We start from the raw sequence: 22,647 nt of genomic DNA, 5'->3' as shown, positions 1-22,647 counted from the left end.
ATAATGAAAAAATTAATTGGCGTTTTTTCTATCTTATTAGTATTAATTGCATGTAATGTCTTTGTTTTATTTAATAAACACAAGGTAGTACCTGAGCAAATTATCTATGCAAAAGAAGTAGAAAAAGTTGCGGTGGCAACGACTTCCATCGAGACAACAGAAACAACCACCTCTGAGACAACGACTCAAAAACAAGAACAAGTCGAAAAAATTGATTGGCAACGCTCTTCTGAAGATAAACCCTATCCTACCTTAAAAAATAGCGATGTCTTATTAGTTAATACACAAAAACAACGGGTCTTTATTCAACGAGATGGCCAAACGATATATACAATGTATTGCTCAACTGGTGCTGAGGAAACACCTACTCCCAAAGGTGAATTTGTTATCGAACCAGAAAAAGGTGAAACGTTTTTTAACGCCGATTCTGGCGAAGGTGCAAATTATTATGTTTCTTTCAAAGATCACGGAATCTATTTATTCCATAGCGTTCCTATCGATAAATCTGGTGAATATATTATAGAAGAAGCTGAAGAATTAGGTCATAAAGCGAACTCACACGGTTGCGTACGTCTTTCTGTGCCTGATGCACAATGGTTCTATGAAAACTCACTTGTGGGAATGAAAGTAAAAATTGTATAAAAAAGGGCCTATGATATAAGTCTTTTAAACAGTAAACGATTCGACCGATATACTACTCTATCGGTCGAATCGTTTTATTTTATCTTATATCACAGGCTTTTTGTTTATCATAAGAAAACACCAATCATTTGTGTAGCTAATACAATAGTAATTAAGGCAATTGGATACGTTGAAGCATACGGAACTGCCACTTCATCGGTTCCAGAAGAAGAAATTAAAACTCCTAGTGCTGGTGTGCTTGTTAACCCGCCACAAACTGCACCCAAAGCCAGTAACAAATCTAATTTAAAGACTTTACGTGCAATAAAATAACCAACAATAATTGGTACTAAGGTCATAATCGCACCTAATAAGAATAAGATGACTCCATATTTTTGCAAGGTTTCGACAAATCCGACACCCGCACTCGTTCCTGCTCCCATTAAAAAGAACATCAAACCAAATTCACGCATCACATTCAATGTGTTTTGAGGAACAGTAATCGATACACGTCCAACAAAACGAAAATGGCCTAAAATTAACCCAGCCAACAACGGACCTCCTGAGATACCCAGTGAGAACGTTGCACCTCCAGGCAATGGAATAGCAATTGCTCCAATTACTAAACCTAATAAAACAGCTAACGAAAAGGAAAAGAACCCAATTTGATCTATTTGGATAAACTTTCGATTTTCTCGTTTGGTTTCTTTCGGAGGTTTTAGATTTTCGGCTAGTTTTTCTCTTTCAGCCTTCATATCTGTTCTTAAAATTTTAGGAATCATTTGAATGGCAATTACTTTTCCAATAACTGCAAACGGGTAAGCAATTCCATAACCAATCGATGCTAGATGATCTTTGGTTGCTTCTAATGCTGCCGCTAGCCCTGGTGTACTGGTGATTGCTCCAGTATATAATCCCAAAGCTAATGCTGTTGGCAAGTGAAATAATTGTAAAAATAATAGACAGCTTAATACCCCTGCTAAAACGGTCAATAGGCCTAATAAAATATACACCCAAGCTTTTTGCTTAAAGTTTCTAAAAAATACTGGTCCTGCTGTATAACCTACAGACGTAACGAAAAAAATCAAACCAATATTACGAATAATTTCTGAAATCTCATGACCAAAATGACCGAAAACCAAGGCGATTAATAACACACCTGAACTACCTAAACGAATTCCCCAAAAACTAATACTACCAAATGCATAACCTAATACTAAAATACTAAAAATCGTAAATAATTCTTCCATTTTCACTCTCCCACTCATTGAGTCATATAAACTGGCTCAGTTGTTTATACTAAAGCAAGATGAATCTTCTCATCTATCGAAAGACAAGAAGATTCCATTACTTATACCACACTATGATTTAGTTTAACTCAATTGAAGAATGAGTCAATCGTTTATTTTAAAACATTCAAAACAAGTGCTTCAAAATATTTTACTGCTGGGAATAATGCTGTATCGTCCACTTTAAATTTCGGATGATGCAATTCATAAGGACCACCTGATCCAATCATTACAAAAGAACCAGGAATTTTTTCTTGATAATAGGCAAAATCTTCACCAATTGCTGATTCTTTAACAATACGCGTGTCATAACCTACTGATTCTGCTACTTCCAAAGAAACAGCCGTCCATTTTTCATCGTTGGTTACAGAAGGACAACTAGCATGCCAAACTAATTCAATCTCAATTTCATTAGCTAAAGCAATTCCTTCTAAAATTTTACGAATCCGTTGTTCAACTTTTTCACGGTTTTCTGCGCTAAAATTACGAACAGTTCCTTCTAAATAGGCACTTTCAGGAATTACATTCCAAGTTTCACCACTGTGCACTTGCGTAATACTCAAAACAGCATGTGAATCTGGTGCTAAATTGCGACTAATAATCGGTTGAAAAGCTTGAATGACTTGTGCCAAAACGATTAAGGGATCCACCCCTTCATGAGGTTTCGCACCGTGGGCTCCTTCTGCTTTAACTATAATTTCGAAACGATCAACTGCTGCCGTTAATTCGCCTACCTTAGTTCCTAATGTTCCAACAGGTAAGGATGGGTCATTATGAAAGCCAAAAACTGCTTCCACTTCATCAAGTACACCCGTTGCTAACACTTTAGCAGCTCCTTGGGCAACTTCTTCTGCTGCTTGGAAAATGACTAACACATTTCCTTTTAGTTGTTCTTTTTGTTGATTTAATAAAATGGTCGCTCCTAAAATAACGGATGTATGGAAATCATGCCCACAAGCGTGCATGACGCCATTATTTTCAGAAACAAAAGGCACACCGGACTGTTCAACAATCGGCAATGCATCGATATCTGCTCGTAAAGCAATTGTTGGTCCAGCTTCGGCTCCTTCTATTTGAGCAATTAAACCTGTTTCTAACGGTGTATCAATAATTGTCACTCCATGAGACAATAATAATTGACGGATATTTTCTGTCGTTTGATATTCTTGATGCGACAATTCAGGATGACGATGCATATTGCGTCGATATTCAATTAAAAAAGTTTCTAGTTCTTGTAAGTCTACCACGTTATCGCTCCTTTAATTAATACTATTTAAGAATTGATTCATTCGTACATTATTGGTTGAAGAAAGTACTTCTTCGGCTGTTCCTTCATGTAAAATCTCGCCATCTTCCATAAACACTACTCGATTAGCGACTTCTTTTGCAAATTGCATCTCGTGTGTAACAATCACCATAGTCGTTTCTTGTGTGGCCAATTCACGAATAACTTGTAATACTTCACCAACCAACTCTGGATCTAAAGCGGAGGTTGGTTCATCAAATAATAACGCATGTGGTTTAACTGCTAAGGCGCGTGCAATACTTACACGTTGTTGTTGTCCACCTGATAAGGTGACTGGGTATTGTTTGGCCTGCGCCGATAAGCCCACTCGGTTTAATAAGGAGAGTCCATACGTTTCAGCTTCCTTCTTAGACATTTTCTTGTTGGCGATCAGTGATTCTGTGACATTTTCTAATGCAGTTTTATTCCGAAATAAATTATAATTTTGAAAAACCATCGCCGTTTGTTGGCGTAGTTGGTACTCTTCTTTCTTAGTAAAGTTATTCGTATCTAATGTTACCTCACCAATCGTAATCGTACCTGAATCTGGTTGCTCTAATAAATTCAGACATCTTAAAAGGGTTGATTTTCCTGATCCAGAAGGGCCGATAATAGCAACAACTTCACCTTTTTGAATGTCTAAAGCAATATTTTTCAAAACTTTTTTTGAACCAAAGCTTTTTTCTAAGGCTTCTACTTTAATCATATATCTTACCTCCTATAGGGCACATTTAATTTCGCTTCAATTAATTTTTGGATATACGCGTAAATTAAAATCAATAACCAATAAATTAATCCAACGACTAAATAGGTTTCGAAAAAGCGTAAAGTAGATGCAGCAATCATTTTTCCTTCAGCAAATAATTCAGTAATTCCTAACGTAAATGCCAACGAACTTTCTTTAATCAAGGAAATAAAGGTATTACCTGTTGCTGGTAAAGCATTAATCGTTGCTTGTGGCAAAATAATTCGACGATAAATTGCCACTTTTTTCATGCCCACAGATAAACCAGCTTCCAATTGTCCTTTATCCACTGAAGCCAAGCCTGCTCGGAAAATTTCAGCTAAATAAGAACTTTCTTTTAAACTAAGACCAATGATTGCCGCTTGACTAGCTTCCAAATTAGTCATTGAAGGGAACAATTGTGGTAAACCATAATAAATGATGAACAATTGAACCAAGGTAGGCATTCCGCGGAATAAGGAAATATATAAAGAAGCTAGTTGGGGTAATATCGGTAATTGACTACGCTTAATTAAAGCAACGATTAATCCGATAATTATCGCAAAAAACATTGAGACAACCGATAGAAAAAGCGTCGTTGGTACAAATTTCAAGATAGACGGAACTATCTCAAACATATACGCGATATCAAAATTCATAAAGCAACTCCTTATTCGTTGGTTTTTACAGTAATATCTTCATCAAAGTATTTTTCTGATAATTTTTTTAATTCACCGGATTCTTTCAAGGCTTCAATCTCTTTTGAAAATTCGTCCGCTAATTTTTCGCCTTCTTCAGTTTTTGAAAATGGGAAGCTGATATCCTCATACACAATTGGATCACCGACAAATTTTAAAGGCAAATCACTCTTTTTGATTTCTGCAGCTAAAATCGGACGAGAATTTACATACCCATCTACACGATTATTCACAGCATCTTGTTGAGCGCCATCACGAGTTTCATACGTACGAATCGTGATTTCTTTATTCGTATCAAATTTTTCTAAGTTTTTAACATTATTTGATCCTAAAACACCAGAAACCGTTTTGCCTTTTAAATCTTCAGGTGTATTAATGTCTTCGTTCTCTGTGTTAGTCACTAATTGCACACCATAGAAGCTATATGGAACTGCAAAGTTATATTGCTCTGAACGTTCTTCAGTGATTGCTACTGCATTGGCTACCGTATCAATACGACCTGATTCTAATTGGGCCATTAAACCACTAAAATCAGTAGTCACCCATTCGATTTTGTAACCTAGATTTCCGGCAATTTTTTCCGCTAATTCCACATCAAAGCCGACTAATTTATCGCCTTCTTTATAGCCATTTGGAAAACTTTGTCCAGTTGAACCAACTTTAAGCACTTTTTCTGATGCTACGGAATCACTTGAAGCCGATGAGTTCGTTTCTTGATTCCCACATGCACTTAAAATCCCTAACCCCGCTAATGCAACTAATGTAATGTTTAATTTTTTCATTTTATGACACTCCTTTATAAGTCTTTTTGATAATAGATTGTAATATGTTGTTTACCTGTTAATTGCTTTCGTGCAATTTCATGAAAGCCAAAACGCTGATACATCTCATTTAACCAAGGATGCGATGCAGCGGTTCCTAATGTAACAAAGGGTGTTCGTAACTGCTTTTTTAAGATTTCTTGTTCAACTTGCTGATAAAGCTGTCTCCCATACCCTTTGCCACTGTAATTAGGATGGGTTGTAAAATGACCGATATGTGGCACACCATAGGGGCCTGGTTCAGCTCCCCAAGGCATTCTTAGAGAAAGAACACTGGTCAACTCTTCATCAAACCAACCATATGTCGGATGAGCTTCTAGCCACTTCAAACTATCTTCTTTGCTATAATCAGCAGCTTCAAATGAAATAGGAAATTCTTTGGTCTGTTGGTAACCATGATGAAGTACAAAATGATAACTTTCTAAATCTGCTTTCGTTAATAGACGTAAACTCATTACTGTTCCAACAACCTTTTTTCTTTTAGATGATTAATGACTTCATCCACTTTTTCTGCAGCTAAACCAATATAATTTTCAGCTACTAACCATTCTGAAATTTCTTCTTTACTATACGTTGCAGTGATTTCTGGTTGCTCCAACAATACATCCAAAAATGATTTTTGTTCTTCAAAAGCTTTCATTGAACATTCATAAACAACATGATGCGCTGTTTGTTTTCCTAGTTTTTTGCCAACTTCAAACATAACTTTTTCCGAAAGCAATAGGCCTTGTTGTCGTTCAAGATTGTCTTTCATGCCTTGTTCATTGACACGAAGATCATTTAAAATAACTTTAAAGTTAGCCAATTGAGCCGCAATATAACTATTGATTTCTGGTAACGCAATCCATTCTAGTCGCCAACTCATCGCATCTCTTTCATGCTCAACGTGCATGGATTCATGGATCAGCGCAACACTTTTTAAGACTGCTGGAGTTAAGCTAGCAAGACCTTCAAAAGCTGCAGGATTTCTTTTATGCGGCATCGTAGACGAACCAATTTTCCCTTTAGAAAAACCCTCTTCTAATTCGTTAATTTCTGTACGCATTAAGTTATAAAACTCATTGCCAATTTTCCCTAACGTGCCACTAATTAAAGCAATCACTGAAGCATATTCAGAAAAACGATCACGAGCAGATTGCCAACTAATGACAGGTGTACCTAAACCTAAAATGTCTAAAGTACGACGCTCAATTTCTGTTCCTTTTGGTCCAAAAGAAGCATACGAACCAATCGCTCCATTTATGTTTCCTACAAAAACGCGCTCTTTTATTTCTTGCAATCGTTCTTGATGACGTCCAAACTCATCTAACCAGACAGCTAATTTATAACCAAATGTGGTTGGCAATGCCTGCATGCCATGAGTCCGACCTACCATTGTTGTGTATTGATACTTTTTAGCTAGTTCTGCTAATTTTTCCGTAATTGCTTGTATATCACGTAAAATAATTTCATAGGATTCTTTCAGCTGTAGCATTGCCCCTGTATCAACGATATCTTGAGTAGTTGCGCCATAGTGAACAAATTCCCCTGCTTCCCCTGCTTGATTTTGAATGGCATTAATGGTTGCCATAAATGAATGTTTAATTTTAGCAGCTTCGGCAGCAATTTCTTCAACTGTATATTTTTCTACCGTTACAACTGCACGTATTTTTTCAGCAGCTTCTATAGGAATAATGCCCAATTCACCTTCTGCTTGTGCTAACGCTGCTTCAATTTTTAAGTGTTGTTGCAAACGATTTTTATCGTCCCATACTTTCCGCATTTCTTCTGTCCCGAAATTATTTCGCAACATGACTAAATCAATAACATGTGACCCCATGCGTTGCTTCGCCTCCGTTTAATCTTTTTCTTGTAAAAGAGCTTTTAATTCCTTGCCATGTTTCGTTTCAAAGTTCATAAGTGTTTGTTCTATTAAATTTGCCCGAGTTCCCGTCACTGTCTGATAAAATTTCCGCTGTTGTTCAGTGAAAGTCAACGGATTGTCAGGTGAACCTTTGGGTGTGGTGATGTTTTGGGATACTTGTTGCCCATTTTTTAAAGTAACCACTACTCTCGTATATGGAGCAGTTGGCTCATCAATATAGTATCGTCTAACTTTACGAAGTTCTTGTCGTGTTATTTCTGTTAGTGTTTTGGTAGAAAATTTTTCTAGAGAATACTCCTGTCCAGTTATTCCTAACCAAACAATGTATTCAATCGAAAAACGTCCTTCTTCTCCAGTCAAAGGATCTCGATTGACTAAGGCTTGATCTTTACCATAAAAGAAACTAACTTCAACTTGTTTAATTTGTTCAGCTGTTAACTGATATTTTTGATACAACGCTTGTGCCGCATCTGCTCCCGCCATAGCTGCTGAACAAAAAGGATATTGCTTAAACCACAAACCAGGAGATACAATTTGCCATGTCTTTCCCCAGTTTTCGAATAAGGCTCCTTGCTTAATTTCCTCTGCATAAACAGAGAAAAAACCACGCTTGGCAAATAAAAAATCTTGCTTAGCTGAAAGACCAGCACTGGCTAGTCGAATTGATTCTACTGCTTGTTTTGCCGCCAAACCAGCATGTAGTGGTTTAATTGGCGTTCCAAATTGCATTTGTAGCCCTGCTGCTTGACTTGTGGCAATACTCATTGCCGTTAATGTCTGTTCTTCTGATAGTTTTTTTAAACGGGCTAATGCTCCTGTTGCCGCAAGCCCTCCTAATGTCCCAGTATTATGCCAACCATGCAAATAGTGATGTGGGTTAATAGCTAGTCCTAGACGAGCCATAATTTCAAGTCCAATCACATAAGCTTCTACTATTTCTTTCCCAGTATAGTTTTCTAACTCTGTCAGTAGAGCAGAAAAAATGACCGCACTGGGATGACCTCGAACGCTTCCATGAGTATCATCAATATCTAATAAATGTGCTTGAAAGCCATTATATAATGCTGAAAAAGAAGCAGTGGCAGCAGTAGTGTCTCCAAGCAATAAACAATTGCCTGACAGCTGTTCCTGATAGGCTGTTTTCAACTGAATAAGTTCAGGTGAATGTTTTGCCAATAAAGAAGAAGACATATAATCAACGAAAGCTTGTTTCGCTAATTGAATCGCTTCTGTAGAAATTTCTACTGTTAAAAAATTATGCACAAATTGTTGCGAAGTCACTTCTCTCCCTCCGTTCGAATGAAAAAGTCCTTCCAGAAATCACTTTCTGGAAGGACGAAATAATCGCGGTACCACCTTCATTTATCCTTTGATTATTCAAAGAATCACTTGACCATGCATGCAAACATGAATGGATGTGATAACGAACATCCTCCGTTGACTGTTTATCGTTTAGACTCGCAATCAAAAGCTCAAAGACCATTTTCCATGATTTATCATTCCTCTTTTTCACCAACCAGAGTTCTCTACCTAATGATGCCTGCATGTACTTATCTTATCTACGCAACTTCTATTACTTAATTAGCAAAAGAATAGCTTTCCTTATTCGTAAAGTCAACGAGCCAAGCGATAGAAATTTCTAATCACTTATACTTACTTTCAAAAAATAAGTTAACAAAAATGACAATAAACACAATAAAAACACATTATTTTCTAATTTTAACCTCATAGATAAAAACATTCACACATCTAACTAGGATGAAACAAAGAGAAAGTTTTACAGAAAAAAGCCGATGATTTACTCATCAGCTTTTACATGTCTATATATGATTTTCGAAACCCTCTAACATCTTCTGCAAATCCTACATTCTCATAAAATTGATGAGCAACGGTTCGATGTCCTGAAGAAACCAAAATAGCATACGCACAATTACTCCCTATCGCAAATTCATCCAATGCTGCCATCAACTTACGACCAATGCCTTTGCCTCTTGTGTCTTCTTTGACAATCACATCTTCAATAACTAAAAAAGGAACCGTGACAGCTTGACAGCAAATTCCTAATGCGGTACCTAATACTTCGTCCTCCTCTTTAGCCACTACTAAAAAATAATTTTTATCGTTGATTAATTTTAATGTCGTCTGTTCGGCTTCTTTTGGTGACAATTTAATTGGAATCAATTCTTGATATAATGCTAACAATTGTGGATCATCAACTATTTCTGCTTCTCTAATAATAATCATTTTCTCACCTCATAGAACCATTGTATCATAGTCAACTTGGCTTGTTAGTTGTCTGATAATTTTCAAAAAAATATTACATTTGCGATAATAGTTACTTATTTTACCTAAAAAAATAATCTATTAACTGACAGATTATTTCTCTCGTGCTTATTCTACTAATTGAGATTTAATCACCATTAATTCGCTATCTTCTAAAGCATACAAACTATGTGGTTCTTTAGGTGACATACGTATGATCGCTCCAGGATAAATCTCTTCTCTAAAATTGATACCGGAAAAAATAATCTTTCCTTTAACAGGAACTACAACTACTGTATAAGGTGAATCATGCGTTGGAATCTCTTTGCCTTTTTCTAATACTAAATTCGTCACCACTTGTTGCTCTGACTCAAAAATATGACGAATTGTTCCATTCCCTTCGTATTTAAACATCGTTATTTTCCCCCTTCTTTTGACTAACGGTTACAATATAACCAATTTCTTTCTTATGATTTCTAAAAAAGACAAACATTTTTTTGAATTGCTCCTTATTTTCTTTCTTCAAACCATTTCTTATGATTTTAAACGCGCCAGAAAAACCTTCATCTCGTATCATACCTATTGGATCCATTAATGACATTTTTCCATATTTTTGTGTAACATGAAATCCATTGTCTACAAATTTTTTATCCCACTCTTCAACAGTTAATGGTTCTACCTTCACATGAATCGTATCCCGTAAGCCAGTTAAAATTTCTATCCGCTTATCTGTATTTAACAAACAGACATCATGCGTTAATAATACGCCATTGGGTTTTAAAACACGGAAATATTCTTTGATGGCTTTATCTTTTGCTTTGCCAACAAGCATCGTTAACATTGCTTCGTTAATTACCACATCAAAACTTTGATCTTCAAAGGGCAATTTTAACGCATTTCCTTGAACCACTGATAACTTTTTTTCTAGGTGTTCTTTAGCAATATTGTGGCGTGCTTTTTCTAATGCTTGTTGACTTTGATCTAAGCCAATTACCTGACACTGATATGTTTTAGCCAAATAAATCATGGTGGTTCCCATATTACAAGCAACTTCCAATATTTGTGAATCCGCATTAAGTTGTGCCTGCTCGATTAACCAATTTGTTGCTTCTATTCCACCAGGACGTAATTTGGTTTTTCCTAAGCGTGCTAAAAAATTGTGACCTACCTCTTTATTTTTCATAAGACTCCTTTCTTCAAATCTAATCAATAGCAAAAAGACAATGAGAATGATTCTCATTTATAAAATAAGCGCATAAACACACAATGTCAAGCGCATAAATAAAAAAAAGCATAATTTCTCGAAAGAAATTATGCTTAAAAACTTAACTTATTTTGTGAAATAAGTGACACAACGGATAAATGCTCCCACTAATAACACTAACAATACAAACATTGCTATTTGTGAACCTTTAATCGTTGAATCAACTATATTCGTTCCGTTTTGTTGGAAAATCCCGATAATGGTGGCCACAACGGCTGTCGAAACCGCACCAGAAAATTGTTGCAGCGTATTAAAAATAGTATTGCCATCGCCGTATTCACTACGTTTTAATTGATTCATACCAGTTGTCATCATATTACTATAGCATAAACCAATACCAATCATATAAACGACATGCCCCACGACAAGCGAGAGTAACAGTGGTTGCTTCAATAATATAGTTAAACCAGTCCAACCAATTATCGCAAAGACTAAACCAATCAGTATTGGTTTTTTACTACCAAAACGATCCAATAAATTACCAGAGATGGGTGCCAAAATCGCTCCGACTGACGCTCCTGGTAACATTAATAACCCCGCCACAAAAGCATCTTCACCTAATACAATCTGTACAAAATTCGGTAAAACAAAAGAAACACCTAATAACAATGCCTGACAAACCAAAAAGCCCATTAAAAATACTCGAAATTGTTGTTGCTTTAAGATACCTAACTCCACAAGAGGTTCTTTCGCGTGTTTTGATTGATAATAAAATAAAGCTAAACCAATGATACCCATCAGTAACCAAATGAAGGCTTGCCATTGATGAATCTGATTAAGAAACATTAAAAATCCGGTGAACAATAACGTTACTCCCAATAATCCTAAAACATCTAAGCGACTATTTCCTTGTGGTTTGGATTCAGGAATAGCGATTATTCCCATAACAAGGGAAATTGCCAAAATTGGAACTAATAATAAAAAGATATAATGCCAAGATAAATGAGCAGTTAAAATTCCCCCATAGGTTGGGCCTAATGCAGGTGCAATGGAAGTTGTCATGGTTCCAATTCCCATCATTGTGCCACGCTTTTCTGGTGAACTAAACGTTAATATAATATAGAACATTAATGGTAACGCAATCCCCGTACTCATCCCTTGTAAAAAACGCCCCACTAATAATATTGGGAAGTTCATCGCTAAGAAATCAATTAAAAGGCCCGCAATAAATAAGAGATTAGCAATCACAAATAATTTACGAATCGACATAGTCTTTAACAAATAATTAGAAAAAGGAACAAATATTGAAATAACAAGTAAATAAATAGTTGTCACCCACTGAACTTGTCCAGTCGTTATTCCAAATTCGTTAATTAGTGTTGGGAATGTAACATTCATTGCCGTTTCAATTAAAACACCTGCAAATGACAGCATTCCCGTGGCAATAATTGCTGGTAATAGTTTGATATTTTTTTCTTGCATATACGCTTTCTCCTCCAATTTCAAACAAAAAAAGAGAGTCAGTTTCTAAATGAATAGAAACCGCCTCTCTTTCGACACATCTATGATAAGTAGATGTGTTATCTGTACGATTTATTGAACTTAATCATAAAATAGATTACGTCTATCGTCAAGTCTCTCTAATTATTTTTTTCAAAAAAATCAAATCCTTGGTGTTTTAAAAAATGAATCACTTCTGGACGACGATTAATCTTGAAGTGTTCTTGAACTTTTTCACTCCAATTTGCTTGTTGCGCATGATTGGTCCGTTCTTGATAATAACTGTTCATCACGTCATCGTATCTTTGTAAAGTTAATGGGTCCATTTCCTGATACTCATCAATTTTAACAATTTCTTCTTGGAAAAGACGCGGTTTTACTTCATTTTTTATGTTTGGATACCCGATAATTAAACCAAATAACGGAATTGTAAGCTTAGGTAACGCAAATAATTCAGCTATTCGAAATAGATCATTACGAATACCACCAATATAGCAAATTCCTAAGTCTTGTGACTCTGCAAATAAAGCCATATTTTGGGCAGCAATTGTTGTATCAACGACTGAAACCAACAAAGATTCCATTGAAGAAAATGCTTCTAAATTGTTATTACTGTGGCTAGCAATTTGATAGTTACGATTTAAGTCAGCAACAAAAAGATAAAACACGCCATGTTCTGCGCCATAACCTTTAAAATTAGCGATAGCTTCTACTTCTGTTAGTTTCTCTTGATTTCTAACTTCAATAATCGAATATGCCTGTACGAAATTAGACGATGAGCCACTTTGAGCGGCTTGTATTAATTGTTTTTTTAATTGTTCAGATAATTGTTTTTCTTGAAATGAACGCACTGATGTATGACTGGTGAACCATTCTAAAATATCCATGCTTTTCCTCCTTATAAATGTTAGGAGTTATTTTAACGTCAATGTTCTTCTTTTTCAAATAGCAAGCATTACTGATACGCACCAAAATTTATTTTTTTGTCGTTTATGCGTGAATTTCCATCTAAATCATCGTCTCCTACCCATTGACTAATGATACCTGTATTACGAGCGGATGAATCTTTACGCAAATGAAAATTATGCTTCTTTTCATCCACAAATTTAGGCTGTTGATAAAAGTTTGGTGTATGTTTAATCTGAGTTAAATCACCTTCATAAGCTTCCCCTAAATAGAAGATATTATTGATAATTTCATTGGACGTAACTTGCGCATGCTCTTGCACGAAAATATGAGCTGCGTTATTGACTAACGTATTATTGTAAATTTTAATTTCGGTGGCACTCCCTTTTTGTTCGTCATAACCTCCAAAGGCAATACCGGCTATTTCTAAGCAATCATAAATCAGATTATTTCGAATCACAATCTGCTTGGTTGTTTTATTTTGGTGTTCACTCGCTGCTTCGACTCCAATATCTGAGGCCCAAATCACATTACGTTGAATCACAATATTCCGCCCACCATCTACATAAATACTTGCCGCAGAAGCTTCATTGTAAGAAGGATTGTTGGTGGTCGAATTGTTCCAAAGTTCATTCTCTTCACAAAAACCATCTCTAGCAAAATCATTTTGACTAGCCGTTCCTTCAAAACCAATCATATCAATGCCGATGTTATCATTGTCATGAATTTTATTGCGAGCGATGTTGAAGTTTTCTACATTTCCATTTAGCACGACTGTTTCGCTTAATCCTAAAATATTTTGGGAAATTTCACAATTAGTAATTTCTATATGGTGTATAGCTTGTACGCTATCTGTCCCATAAACAGCCAAAGCATGCGCATTCGCTTGTTCAGGATTAGGATTTTTCGTCGTAATATTCGAAATTCGACACTGATTGACGATTATGTGATGACTAGTCCCTGTAAGAAGCACACCGGTTGGAACATTTTCATTATCCGAAGAAAAATTTACAAATGATAGACCATCAAGAGTTATATATTGTTGGTTTTTAATAATCAATAAGCCGTCTAACTCTTTGGTCGTTTTTTGCTGACTGCCATCAATTACTACAGTTTCTTGTTGATAGTTTCGTAATGTTATTGGTTGATTCTTTTTACCAGAATTTTTGATAATAATTTTTTCATGATAACTTCCACCACGAATATAAATCGTATCGCCAGCTTGAGCTACATCTACCGCTTCTTGAATCGTACGATAGGGATGTTCAAAAGAACCGTTCCCATGATAACCGTTAGTAGCGACATAAATTTCTTGTGATTCAGGTTGAGTAAGGACACTAGCACATCCAGTTAATAAAACAAAAAACAAACAACTTATTATTGTTTTCATTTGTGAGACTCCTTTGTATCGACTGAACTAAAAACACACATGACAAAAAATGACATGCGTGTTTATTCATTAATCTAATCGAAAATCTATTTCTGGTCCTTTTGGTACAATTTGTGTCGGATTGATAAAGTCGTGGCTAATATAATAATGCTGTTTAATATGCGACATATTAACAGTTTGAGCAATTTTCGGCCAATTATATAATTCTCTTGTATAACGCCACAAGTTTTTGTACTCTCTAATTTGTCGTAAATTACATTTAAAATGTCCAACATAGACTGAATCAAAACGTACTAAAGTTGGAAATAAACGCCAATCTGCTTCAGTAGGTTCATCACTAATCAAAAAGCGTTGATTTTCTAAAACGCCCTCAATTTCATCCAAGCGTTTAAATAATTTTATTACTGTTTGTTCGTAAACTTCTTGTTTTGTAGCAAAACCTGCTTTATAAACACCATTATTAATGTCATGGTAAATCTTCTCATTCCACGCATCAATTTGTGCTAGTTTAGCTTCAGGCAGATAATTTCCTGGGGTTGCACCAACATTATCAAACGCACTATTGAACATACGAATAATCTCCGCAGATTCGTTACTAACGATCTTATTTTGTTTTTTGTCATATAATACTGGAACGGTCACACGACCACTATACTCTGGGTCAACCTGAGCATAAATTTCATAGAGAAATTTTGCATCAAAAATTGGATCAGAGATGACGCCCTCTGCTTCCTCAAACGTCCAGCCATTTTTAAGCATTAATGGATTAACAACTGATAATGAAATCATATCTTCTAAGCCTTTTAAGTTGCGAAATATTAAAGTGCGAGATGCCCAAGGACAAGCATACGAAACGTATAGATGATAACGATTCGGTTCTGCTTGAAAACCTCCTTCTCCAGTTGGTCCAGCACTACCATCTGATGTAATCCAATTGCGAAATTGTGAATCTTTGCGAATGAATTCCCCTTTTTCATTAGCATAACGATTGTCTTGCGTCCATTTTCCATTGACTAACATTCCCATAATTCCACGTCCTTTTTAAGTTATTCAAACTAATTTTTAGTTACTTGTTTAAACACTGAGAGAGTTTCTCTTGTCTCTTTTTCTTAAACAGTCACTAATTCAATCTTTTTTTCCACTAGAAATTTTGCATGAGCTTCAGAAATTCCATTATCTGTGTAAATTTTCGAAATATCTTCAAAAGAAAATCCCGAGACTACACCCATTTGATTAAACTTGCTTGAATCAGTCAAAACAATGGTCTGATTCGCTACAGTCATCATCGCATTGGCAGTATCACAACGATTAATATTACTACCTGTAAAACCTCTTTGTGCATCAAACCCATCAATTCCTACAAATAATTTATCAATGCGAAATTCAGTAATGACCTTCTTCACTAACGGTCCAACATTGACTTGCGAATCTTTTTGATATTCGCCTCCAAGCAATATCACTTTAACCGATTCAGCTTTTCTAATATAGGAAGCAATAAAGCAAGAATTAGTGATAATCGTGACATCGTTTTTGTTAAAGGCTAGTTCTTCTGCCAATAAGGCACAAGTAGAACCCGATTCAATCATCACTGTTTCACCATTGTTAATTAATTTTGCAGCTTCTCTAGCAATTTTTCGTTTTAAATCATAATTATACGCCAAACGATAATTCAAATCATCTTGATTATTTAAGACCGCAAAGCCATGTTGTCGATGAAGAATCCCTCGATTTTCGAGCTTATCTAAATCTTTACGAATAGTTACTCGTGATACGTTCAACAGTTCCGCTAGTTGATTCACTTCTATTTTTTTATTTTTACTTACGATAGAAATAATTTCTTCTTCTCTTGCCATTACGATCCCTCGCTTTTAATTTAGCTTATCATACTTATTATTCCTATACAATTTTCTACTTTTTTCTTTCTTGATTCAATTTCAAAATTTCTTAAATAACTATTTTACTTTCATATGAAACCTAAATTATTGACATTCGAAAATAATTATGGTTAACTAGATTAAAAGATGTAAACTGACAAAGCACTATAAAAGAGAGGTTAGTGAAAATAATGAAACGTACAATTTTCTTGCAATTGAAGTCTATCGCAAAAGAATTTATTTCGTCGTTATCGTTTTTTCCAAGTGCACAGCTTCCCCAGCAAGTGGATATTACTTTTGATAATACAAAAACACATGTCTCACTATTCGCTCCCGCAACAGGTAAATTAAAATGTTTAAATGACGTTATTGATAAAGTGTACTCTACTAAAACTTTAGGTGATGGTTTTGCTATTACGCCAACTAATGGTAAGGTTTGCGCACCTATCAATGGAGAAATTGTTAGTGTCTTTCCAACTAAACATGCAATTGGTATCAGAGATGAACATGAAAATGACTACCTATTGCATATGGGTATTGGTACGGTAGATTTGAACGGACATGGTTTTAAATCATTTATAAAACCACACCAAAAAATCCGTGTAGGTGATGTCCTTGCAATTATGGATTTACCTTATATTTTGCAGCACAATAAAATTACCGATATCGTCTTTGTTGCTTTATCCAAAGAGAATATCGATTCGATTGAATTAAAAGAATCCGCACCTGTAGCAATAAATGATGAAATTGCAAAAATAATCATAAAGTAGTTCATATAATAGCTAAAAAGGTTGCTAACCAAACTGGTTAACAACCTTTTATTTTTAAAATAAATTGATATTATTTAAAACGTATGCTACTCCATGATCATCATTTGATGGTACTATATGAGAACATACAGCTTTGACCTCTTCACTAGCATTTTCTACAGCAAAAGATAAATCGGCAACACTCATCATCGGTAAATCATTCGGACTATCTCCAATCGCAACTTTCTTTGCAGCAGGCACTCCAAAATAAGCCATCATTATATCATATGTTTTCCCTTTATCTACTCCTAAAGGCAATAATTCATAATCATTCAGACCCGATGATGTAATAGGTAATTGAAATTCCTTTTTGATTTTCTGATAAAAATTTTGACTAAATGTACTTTCAGGCAGATAAATCGCAATCTTATAAACTTCTAATTCCTCATCATCAAATAGTTTTTCTGTATATTCTTTGGAATCCGTACTTTTTTCATAAGCAATTAAATAGTTTAAATTGTTGGTTTCTTTTTCTTTATTGACTGATTCACCATATTTTTTGAAAAATTTACGCATTCGATCCATGTAAAATGGCGCATTATATGTCCCTTTATTGGTAAATAATTTAAAAGGTAGTTCCTCAATATATTGAAATATTGCGAATACTTCAGCTTTGGTAAAGGGATTTGAAAAGATTTTAGTTTCTCCATCCAGAATAAATGAACCGTTTAATGAAGCCACAGGAATTTGCAGATTACTTCTTTCTAAAATAGTACAAATATCAAAGAAATCTCTTCCTGAACAAATATAAACTAAATCTTCCTTCGATCGCTGTTTGATTGCTTCTCTATTTTCTGGAGAAATTTGTTGTTTTTCATTTAATAACGTACCATCCATATCAATGGCAATTAAATTTTTTGTCATAGTTTCTCTCCTTTATGACAAGTATATCATATCACCTATAGTGTAGATTGACTGAACAATAAAATATCCGAATCAGATAGAGTCGGTTCCTACATTCTAGTAGTTTCGTGACACAAAACTACTAAAATTAATCACTTTATTCTATATAAATCGGATATTTTTACTTTGAATTATTTATTAAAAATCTTAGGGCCTTTACGCATATTTTTACGATCATTTTTGGGCGTTTCCATTTGTTTTGCTTTGCCGCCACCTTGTTTCTTTTTAATTAATTCTAGCATTTTTTCTTTTGAATTCATTGTTTCCACCGCCTTTATTTGCACGACTACATAAAATAGTACGCTTCCCATCATAACTGCCTACGATAACTTTTTCAAGAATTCTTTACTTAATTTGATAAATCTTCGCTATTATAGCAATATTTTTTTAATTCCTGCAATTAGTTCATTCATCATTCAAAGTCTAGCAGTGTGAAAATTCAAAATAGTCGTGTAAACTATAAGGCATAGTCACTGTTTAGTGAAGAAAACTAGTTATTCATTTATAAAAAATCAAATATAACAATAAGAAGGTAAAAAAAATGACAAAAACCGAAGTAGAAACCTATTTACTCTCAAAAAATATTCCTTTTGAACCTTATTTCTTTTCTGAAGAACTTGACCCAGCAAAAACACCCATTTTTAAAACATTAGTCTTAAAAGGAAACAAAACCGGTCCTGTAATTGCCCTCATCCCCTTAAATCAGCGCTTAGATTACAAAAAAACAGCAAAACTTACTGGAAATCGTAAAATAGGTTTGCCACCCGTTGAAATCGCTTTTGAATTGACGGGTTATCCTCACGGTGCCAATACGCCAATCGGTATTTTTTTGCATTCACCCGATTATGTATTTTTATTCGATGAAAGTATCTATCGTTTTAAAGAAATCGCCATTTCTGCTGGAGAACTTCATAAAGGAATAATCATTTCTGTCGATAGACTAGTTGACTTAATCACCCCGACTATGGCAGACTTATTGCAATAAAATTGAATACTATTAAGCTATTAAGAGACAAGATATAATAATTATTTTGTCTCTTTTTATTTATTAAGAATCTTTAAACCTTTAATATATTGGTAAGAATTCAAATATTTTTGCGTCTAATAAGTAGGAGGTGAAAAAGTGAAAGAGCTTGAAGAAATCTATGCAGTGTATTTTAACGATATTTATCGCTTTTTATATCGTCTTTGTGGAGAAGAACATCTTGCAGAAGATTTAACATCTGAAACTTTCTTCAAAGTCATGCAATCTCTAGATTCTTTTAAAGGAGAGAGTGATGTCAAAACTTGGTTGTTTCAAATTGCCAAAAACACTTATTTTTCTTACGCTAGAAAACATAAAATCTTTATCGATATTGATGAAATCACTACAAAATCCAGTATAAACATTGAACAAAACTTATTATTACAAGAGAAATCCGAGATGATTATCTATGCAATTCAACAACTTCCAGAACCATACAAAGAAGTATTTTATTTACGGATATTTGCGGAATTAAATTTTCAGCAGATTGGTAAGTTGTTTGGTAAAACAAGCAATTGGGCTTGTGTCACTTTTCATCGTGCTAGAAAAAAAATTATTGAAGAAATGAGGGAAGAATATTGATGGTTACTTGTGATATGATAAAAGATTTATTACCTTTATATGTAGAAAATATGTTAAGTAAAGATTCTCAATTACTTGTTGAATCACATCTTAAAACATGTCCTGAATGCCAAAAAGAACTGGAATTATTAAAGAGCGCAATTACAGTTCCCATAGAAACAAATACTGCACCCCTGCTTCATGCGCAAAAAAAGATTCAAAAGAATAAGTGGCAGATTGGCATTTTTTCTACCATACTTACATTGATAATTGCGACTATTTCTATAAGCTTTTTAACTTCTCCTCAGTATTTACCCTATAATCAAGAGAAAATACTCGTTTCAACCACAGAAAATGACTTAGTCGTTGTTCAATTTGATGATTCACTAGCAGATTATCATCTGAATCGTCAGAGAGCTCCCGATGGCTCAGGTTATATCTATCATCTAACCACTTGGAACAATAGTTGGCATCATTTTTGGAAGTCAAAAGAAAGAAAAAATACGATTGTTAATCCTAATGGTGAAAAAGTGACAGCTGTTTATTATTATCCAGGAAACAACCAAACAGATCAATTAATCTACGGAGAAAATATTTTTCCAGATGGCGGTATGATGACTTTACCTCGATTAGTACTAAATTATTATTTAATTTTTTCATGCTTATTAATGATCATTGGTGGAATTGGCTGGCTTATTTTCCATCGTAAACAATTAGGGGGCATTTTTAAACAACTTTCTTTAATCAGTTTTTTCTATATATTAAGTCATGTATTTATTAAAGGAATGACTACTATTTCATACAACGTCATACGTGATTTTTCTATTATTTGTTTACTGACACTTTTATTGTATAGTGGTTTTTTGCTTGGAAACCACTTATTTTATACGACAAAACAAAGGGCAAAGTAAATCGTGCCCTTTGTTTTTCACCTTTAACAACTACTATTTTTACAATTTAATAATCTTTTATCACTGTGTCTCCACGCCATGCAGACATGCCGCCCATGACATTCGTCACATGATATGTTTCTCCTAACAATTGACAAGCTCTTTCCGAACGGGCACCTGCTTGACAGATTACATAATACGTTTCTTCTTTTTTTAATGAAAGTTTTCCACTTCCTAATTGACTTAATGGAAGATTTTCTGCAGTAGGAATATGACCTCTTTGAAATTCATCTACTTCACGAACATCAAGAATTGAGAGCTGTTTTCGTTTAGTTAATTGTTCGAATTCATTTATCCCAATTGAATTATACATAACTTACTTCCTCCGGCTTGACTACTTGATAAAGAGCAAAGGCACCATCTAGATTTTTCGCTTTAAACCCATGCTGTTTTAAAATCCGCTCTGCCAGATAGCTGCGTAAGCCACTTTGACAACTAACAATATATTCTTTATTTATATCTAGTTGCGCCAATTGATGACGTAACTCATTGAGAGGTATATGCAAGCCTAAACCTATGTTAAATTTTCCTCGACTCAACTCATCAGCAGTGCGCACATCTAACAAGATTTTTCCCTTAGCTAATTCGTCTGCTAATTCATACCATTGAACGGATTCACTTAAGCCTTCCGCAAGATTCATAGCTGCATATCCCAACATATTAACCGGATCTTTCGCAGAACCAAAAGGTGGCGCATAGGTCAATTCTAACTCAGGTAAATCAAAAATAGTCATCTTGGCTTTAATTGCTGTTGCTAAAATATCTATTCGTTTATCTACACCTTTTTCACCAATTCCTTGAGCACCATAAATTTCTCCGGTCTGAGGATTAAAAATTAGTTTCAATGTAAGTTCAGTAGCTCCTGGAAAATATCCAGCATGGTCTTTTCCACTAACATGTACCACTGCTAGCGGTAATTGAGCCAATTTAGCAACACGTTCACTTAAGCCTGTTGAAGCAGCAACTAAATCAAACACACGAACAATTGCAGTTCCAATACTGCCTTGATTCTGGCGCGCCATTCCTGCAATGACATCTGCTACTTGTCTACCTTGACGATTTGCTGGAGAAGCCAGTGAAATTAAAGCTTCTTCTCCTGTAATTTGTTGGCGAACGATAATTGCATCGCCAACTGCATAAATGTCCGGGGCACTTGTTTGATACGCTTCATTCACCAGAATGCCACCACGCAAACCTGTTGCCAAACCAGCCTCAAGTGCTAAATGATTCTCTGGTTGCACACCAACTGACAATAACGTTAAATCTGATATTAGCTTTTGTCCATTTTCTAAAGTGATGCTTTTGCCAGCTTCCTCAAAGAGAGTAGCTGCTTGAGAAGTGATGACCGTTATCCCTTGACGACGTAATTCTTTTTCAACGAAAGCGGCCATTTCTTCATCCAGTGTTGGTAAAACTTGCGATGCTTTCTCAACAATTGTTACATGTAATCCACGTCTTTGTAGGTTTTCTGCCATTTCTAAACCAATAAATCCAGCACCAATAATGACAGCATGTTTAGTTTGTCCGGTTAGATTCTCCATGATTTTATCTAAATCTGGAATATTTCTTAAACTGTATACATTTTGCGCCTCTTTTAAACCTTCAATGGGTGGAATAAAAGGTCTTGCTCCCGGAGATAAAATTAATTTATCATAAGTTTCAACTATTTCCTGGTTCTTTGTACGGATTGTTACCGTATGATTTTCTGGCGAGATAGCCGTTACTTCATGAAACGGACGCACATCAAGATTAAATCGATCTTTCAATGCTTCAGGCGTTTTTACGACAAGCTGCTCTCTTTCAGCAATCTCACCAGATACATAATAAGGTAAACCGCAGTTTGCAAAAGAAACAAACGGACCTTTCTCTAATACAATAATTTCAGCATCTTCCATCAAACGACGTAAACGGGTTGCTGCTGACATTCCACCAGCAACGCCTCCAATAATAATAATTTTCATT

General features: G+C 35.0%; 25 protein-coding genes and 1 other annotated feature. Of the genes, 5 read left to right on the top strand and 20 right to left on the bottom strand.

Features of this window, described 5'->3' with window-relative positions:
- Positions 1-3 precede the first annotated feature (3 nt).
- Complete coding sequence (locus DOK78_RS09180) at positions 4-642, top strand: L,D-transpeptidase (protein ID WP_207942578.1); 639 nt, start codon at positions 4-6, stop codon at positions 640-642.
- 107 nt (positions 643-749) lie between these two features.
- Here DOK78_RS09180 and DOK78_RS09175 read toward each other — a convergent pair whose 3' ends face one another.
- From DOK78_RS09175 to DOK78_RS09100, 16 genes are all read right to left on the bottom strand, one after another.
- Positions 750-1,871 (bottom strand): permease, encoded by a 1,122-nt coding sequence (locus DOK78_RS09175; protein ID WP_207942579.1) that lies wholly within the window; start codon positions 1,869-1,871, stop codon positions 750-752.
- A 152-nt stretch (positions 1,872-2,023) separates the two neighbouring features.
- Positions 2,024-3,157 (bottom strand): amidohydrolase, encoded by a 1,134-nt coding sequence (locus DOK78_RS09170; RefSeq protein ID WP_207942580.1) that lies wholly within the window; start codon positions 3,155-3,157, stop codon positions 2,024-2,026.
- 12 nt (positions 3,158-3,169) lie between these two features.
- Positions 3,170-3,901, bottom strand: coding sequence for an amino acid ABC transporter ATP-binding protein (locus DOK78_RS09165; RefSeq protein ID WP_207942581.1), 732 nt, complete (start codon positions 3,899-3,901; stop codon positions 3,170-3,172).
- A 5-nt stretch (positions 3,902-3,906) separates the two neighbouring features.
- On the bottom strand, positions 3,907-4,578 hold the full coding sequence (locus DOK78_RS09160; protein WP_207942582.1) for an amino acid ABC transporter permease: 672 nt from the start codon (positions 4,576-4,578) through the stop codon (positions 3,907-3,909).
- 11 nt (positions 4,579-4,589) lie between these two features.
- Positions 4,590-5,399: an amino acid ABC transporter substrate-binding protein gene (locus tag DOK78_RS09155; protein ID WP_207942583.1), complete on the bottom strand. Its 810-nt coding sequence runs from the start codon at positions 5,397-5,399 to the stop codon at positions 4,590-4,592.
- Between the two features lie 14 nt (positions 5,400-5,413).
- Positions 5,414-5,893 carry a GNAT family N-acetyltransferase gene (locus DOK78_RS09150; RefSeq protein ID WP_207942584.1) on the bottom strand — a complete coding sequence of 160 codons (480 nt, stop codon included), beginning with the start codon at positions 5,891-5,893 and terminating at the stop codon, positions 5,414-5,416.
- Entirely contained in the window at positions 5,893-7,257 is a 1,365-nt protein-coding gene (gene purB, locus DOK78_RS09145; protein WP_207942585.1) for an adenylosuccinate lyase, read from the bottom strand. Before purB ends, DOK78_RS09150 begins: the two co-directional genes overlap by 1 nt.
- Before the next feature lie 18 nt (positions 7,258-7,275).
- Positions 7,276-8,583 (bottom strand): MmgE/PrpD family protein, encoded by a 1,308-nt coding sequence (locus DOK78_RS09140; RefSeq protein WP_207942586.1) that lies wholly within the window; start codon positions 8,581-8,583, stop codon positions 7,276-7,278.
- A 47-nt stretch (positions 8,584-8,630) separates the two neighbouring features.
- Positions 8,631-8,873 (bottom strand) — a binding site (T-box leader).
- 241 nt (positions 8,874-9,114) lie between these two features.
- On the bottom strand, positions 9,115-9,546 hold the full coding sequence (locus tag DOK78_RS09135; RefSeq protein ID WP_243430777.1) for a GNAT family N-acetyltransferase: 432 nt from the start codon (positions 9,544-9,546) through the stop codon (positions 9,115-9,117).
- Between the two features lie 147 nt (positions 9,547-9,693).
- Positions 9,694-9,978, bottom strand: a complete 285-nt coding sequence (locus DOK78_RS09130) for a cupin (protein ID WP_207942587.1) — start codon at positions 9,976-9,978, stop codon at positions 9,694-9,696.
- Positions 9,971-10,747: a class I SAM-dependent methyltransferase gene (locus tag DOK78_RS09125; RefSeq protein ID WP_207942588.1), complete on the bottom strand. Its 777-nt coding sequence runs from the start codon at positions 10,745-10,747 to the stop codon at positions 9,971-9,973. Before DOK78_RS09125 ends, DOK78_RS09130 begins: the two co-directional genes overlap by 8 nt.
- A gap of 147 nt (positions 10,748-10,894) precedes the next feature.
- Positions 10,895-12,250 carry an MFS transporter gene (locus DOK78_RS09120; protein WP_207942589.1) on the bottom strand — a complete coding sequence of 452 codons (1,356 nt, stop codon included), beginning with the start codon at positions 12,248-12,250 and terminating at the stop codon, positions 10,895-10,897.
- Positions 12,251-12,408: 158 nt separating this feature from the next.
- Entirely contained in the window at positions 12,409-13,155 is a 747-nt protein-coding gene (locus tag DOK78_RS09115; protein ID WP_207942590.1) for an NADPH-dependent oxidoreductase, read from the bottom strand.
- Positions 13,156-13,223: 68 nt separating this feature from the next.
- The gene (locus tag DOK78_RS09110) at positions 13,224-14,564 is read right to left on the bottom strand and encodes a hypothetical protein (RefSeq protein WP_243430779.1); all 1,341 of its coding nucleotides are present in this window, start codon (positions 14,562-14,564) and stop codon (positions 13,224-13,226) included.
- Between the two features lie 69 nt (positions 14,565-14,633).
- A complete protein-coding gene (locus DOK78_RS09105; protein WP_207942591.1) occupies positions 14,634-15,590 on the bottom strand; it encodes a glutathione S-transferase family protein in 957 nt (318 codons plus the stop codon).
- Positions 15,591-15,673: 83 nt separating this feature from the next.
- Positions 15,674-16,417, bottom strand: coding sequence for a DeoR/GlpR family DNA-binding transcription regulator (locus tag DOK78_RS09100; protein WP_207942592.1), 744 nt, complete (start codon positions 16,415-16,417; stop codon positions 15,674-15,676).
- Positions 16,418-16,629: 212 nt separating this feature from the next.
- Between DOK78_RS09100 and DOK78_RS09095 the strand changes: the two genes are divergently transcribed.
- Positions 16,630-17,208 carry a PTS sugar transporter subunit IIA gene (locus tag DOK78_RS09095; RefSeq protein WP_207942593.1) on the top strand — a complete coding sequence of 193 codons (579 nt, stop codon included), beginning with the start codon at positions 16,630-16,632 and terminating at the stop codon, positions 17,206-17,208.
- 54 nt (positions 17,209-17,262) lie between these two features.
- Here DOK78_RS09095 and DOK78_RS09090 read toward each other — a convergent pair whose 3' ends face one another.
- Both DOK78_RS09090 and DOK78_RS09085 read right to left on the bottom strand, forming a co-directional pair.
- A complete protein-coding gene (locus DOK78_RS09090) occupies positions 17,263-18,111 on the bottom strand; it encodes an HAD family hydrolase (protein WP_207942594.1) in 849 nt (282 codons plus the stop codon).
- Positions 18,112-18,281: 170 nt separating this feature from the next.
- Positions 18,282-18,410 (bottom strand): hypothetical protein, encoded by a 129-nt coding sequence (locus DOK78_RS09085; RefSeq protein ID WP_279381677.1) that lies wholly within the window; start codon positions 18,408-18,410, stop codon positions 18,282-18,284.
- Between the two features lie 281 nt (positions 18,411-18,691).
- Here DOK78_RS09085 and DOK78_RS09080 point away from each other — a divergent pair, with 281 nt between their 5' ends.
- The 3 genes from DOK78_RS09080 (at position 18,692) to DOK78_RS09070 (ending at position 20,646) form a co-directional block, all read left to right on the top strand.
- Positions 18,692-19,135, top strand: coding sequence for a YbaK/EbsC family protein (locus DOK78_RS09080; RefSeq protein WP_207942595.1), 444 nt, complete (start codon positions 18,692-18,694; stop codon positions 19,133-19,135).
- Between the two features lie 138 nt (positions 19,136-19,273).
- Positions 19,274-19,756: a sigma-70 family RNA polymerase sigma factor gene (locus DOK78_RS09075; RefSeq protein WP_207942596.1), complete on the top strand. Its 483-nt coding sequence runs from the start codon at positions 19,274-19,276 to the stop codon at positions 19,754-19,756.
- On the top strand, positions 19,756-20,646 hold the full coding sequence (locus DOK78_RS09070; protein WP_243430781.1) for a zf-HC2 domain-containing protein: 891 nt from the start codon (positions 19,756-19,758) through the stop codon (positions 20,644-20,646). Before DOK78_RS09075 ends, DOK78_RS09070 begins: the two co-directional genes overlap by 1 nt.
- Positions 20,647-20,692: 46 nt before the next feature.
- Here DOK78_RS09070 and DOK78_RS09065 read toward each other — a convergent pair whose 3' ends face one another.
- Both DOK78_RS09065 and DOK78_RS09060 read right to left on the bottom strand, forming a co-directional pair.
- Positions 20,693-20,998: a rhodanese-like domain-containing protein gene (locus DOK78_RS09065; RefSeq protein WP_207942598.1), complete on the bottom strand. Its 306-nt coding sequence runs from the start codon at positions 20,996-20,998 to the stop codon at positions 20,693-20,695.
- Positions 20,991-22,646 carry an FAD-dependent oxidoreductase gene (locus DOK78_RS09060; RefSeq protein WP_207942599.1) on the bottom strand — a complete coding sequence of 552 codons (1,656 nt, stop codon included), beginning with the start codon at positions 22,644-22,646 and terminating at the stop codon, positions 20,991-20,993. The genes DOK78_RS09065 and DOK78_RS09060 overlap by 8 nt, the downstream gene beginning before the upstream one ends.
- Position 22,647 lies beyond the last annotated feature (1 nt).

It is taken from the genome of Enterococcus sp. DIV2402 (assembly GCF_017426705.2).
GTDB classification, from domain to species: Bacteria; Bacillota; Bacilli; order Lactobacillales; family Enterococcaceae; genus Enterococcus_F; species Enterococcus_F lowellii.
Note: the sequence above shows the minus strand (reverse complement) of the source record. Positions and strands in the feature narration are given on the sequence as shown.

Coding starts and splice junctions, on each gene's coding strand:
- DOK78_RS09090 (WP_207942594.1), bottom strand. CDS start 18,111: ATGACAAAAAATTTAATTGCCATTGATATGGATGGTACGTTATTAAAT.
- DOK78_RS09125 (WP_207942588.1), bottom strand. CDS start 10,747: ATGAAAAATAAAGAGGTAGGTCACAATTTTTTAGCACGCTTAGGAAAA.
- DOK78_RS09085 (WP_279381677.1), bottom strand. CDS start 18,410: ATGAATTCAAAAGAAAAAATGCTAGAATTAATTAAAAAGAAACAAGGT.
- DOK78_RS09065 (WP_207942598.1), bottom strand. CDS start 20,998: ATGTATAATTCAATTGGGATAAATGAATTCGAACAATTAACTAAACGA.
- DOK78_RS09080 (WP_207942595.1), top strand. CDS start 18,692: ATGACAAAAACCGAAGTAGAAACCTATTTACTCTCAAAAAATATTCCT.
- DOK78_RS09180 (WP_207942578.1), top strand. CDS start 4: ATGAAAAAATTAATTGGCGTTTTTTCTATCTTATTAGTATTAATTGCA.
- DOK78_RS09165 (WP_207942581.1), bottom strand. CDS start 3,901: ATGATTAAAGTAGAAGCCTTAGAAAAAAGCTTTGGTTCAAAAAAAGTT.
- DOK78_RS09135 (WP_243430777.1), bottom strand. CDS start 9,546: ATGATTATTATTAGAGAAGCAGAAATAGTTGATGATCCACAATTGTTA.
- purB (WP_207942585.1), bottom strand. CDS start 7,257: ATGGGGTCACATGTTATTGATTTAGTCATGTTGCGAAATAATTTCGGG.
- DOK78_RS09115 (WP_207942590.1), bottom strand. CDS start 13,155: ATGGATATTTTAGAATGGTTCACCAGTCATACATCAGTGCGTTCATTT.
- DOK78_RS09150 (WP_207942584.1), bottom strand. CDS start 5,893: ATGAGTTTACGTCTATTAACGAAAGCAGATTTAGAAAGTTATCATTTT.
- DOK78_RS09160 (WP_207942582.1), bottom strand. CDS start 4,578: ATGAATTTTGATATCGCGTATATGTTTGAGATAGTTCCGTCTATCTTG.
- DOK78_RS09105 (WP_207942591.1), bottom strand. CDS start 15,590: ATGGGAATGTTAGTCAATGGAAAATGGACGCAAGACAATCGTTATGCT.
- DOK78_RS09120 (WP_207942589.1), bottom strand. CDS start 12,250: ATGCAAGAAAAAAATATCAAACTATTACCAGCAATTATTGCCACGGGA.
- DOK78_RS09130 (WP_207942587.1), bottom strand. CDS start 9,978: ATGTTTAAATACGAAGGGAATGGAACAATTCGTCATATTTTTGAGTCA.
- DOK78_RS09175 (WP_207942579.1), bottom strand. CDS start 1,871: ATGGAAGAATTATTTACGATTTTTAGTATTTTAGTATTAGGTTATGCA.
- DOK78_RS09060 (WP_207942599.1), bottom strand. CDS start 22,646: ATGAAAATTATTATTATTGGAGGCGTTGCTGGTGGAATGTCAGCAGCA.
- DOK78_RS09095 (WP_207942593.1), top strand. CDS start 16,630: ATGAAACGTACAATTTTCTTGCAATTGAAGTCTATCGCAAAAGAATTT.
- DOK78_RS09070 (WP_243430781.1), top strand. CDS start 19,756: ATGGTTACTTGTGATATGATAAAAGATTTATTACCTTTATATGTAGAA.
- DOK78_RS09110 (WP_243430779.1), bottom strand. CDS start 14,564: ATGAAAACAATAATAAGTTGTTTGTTTTTTGTTTTATTAACTGGATGT.
- DOK78_RS09155 (WP_207942583.1), bottom strand. CDS start 5,399: ATGAAAAAATTAAACATTACATTAGTTGCATTAGCGGGGTTAGGGATT.
- DOK78_RS09100 (WP_207942592.1), bottom strand. CDS start 16,417: ATGGCAAGAGAAGAAGAAATTATTTCTATCGTAAGTAAAAATAAAAAA.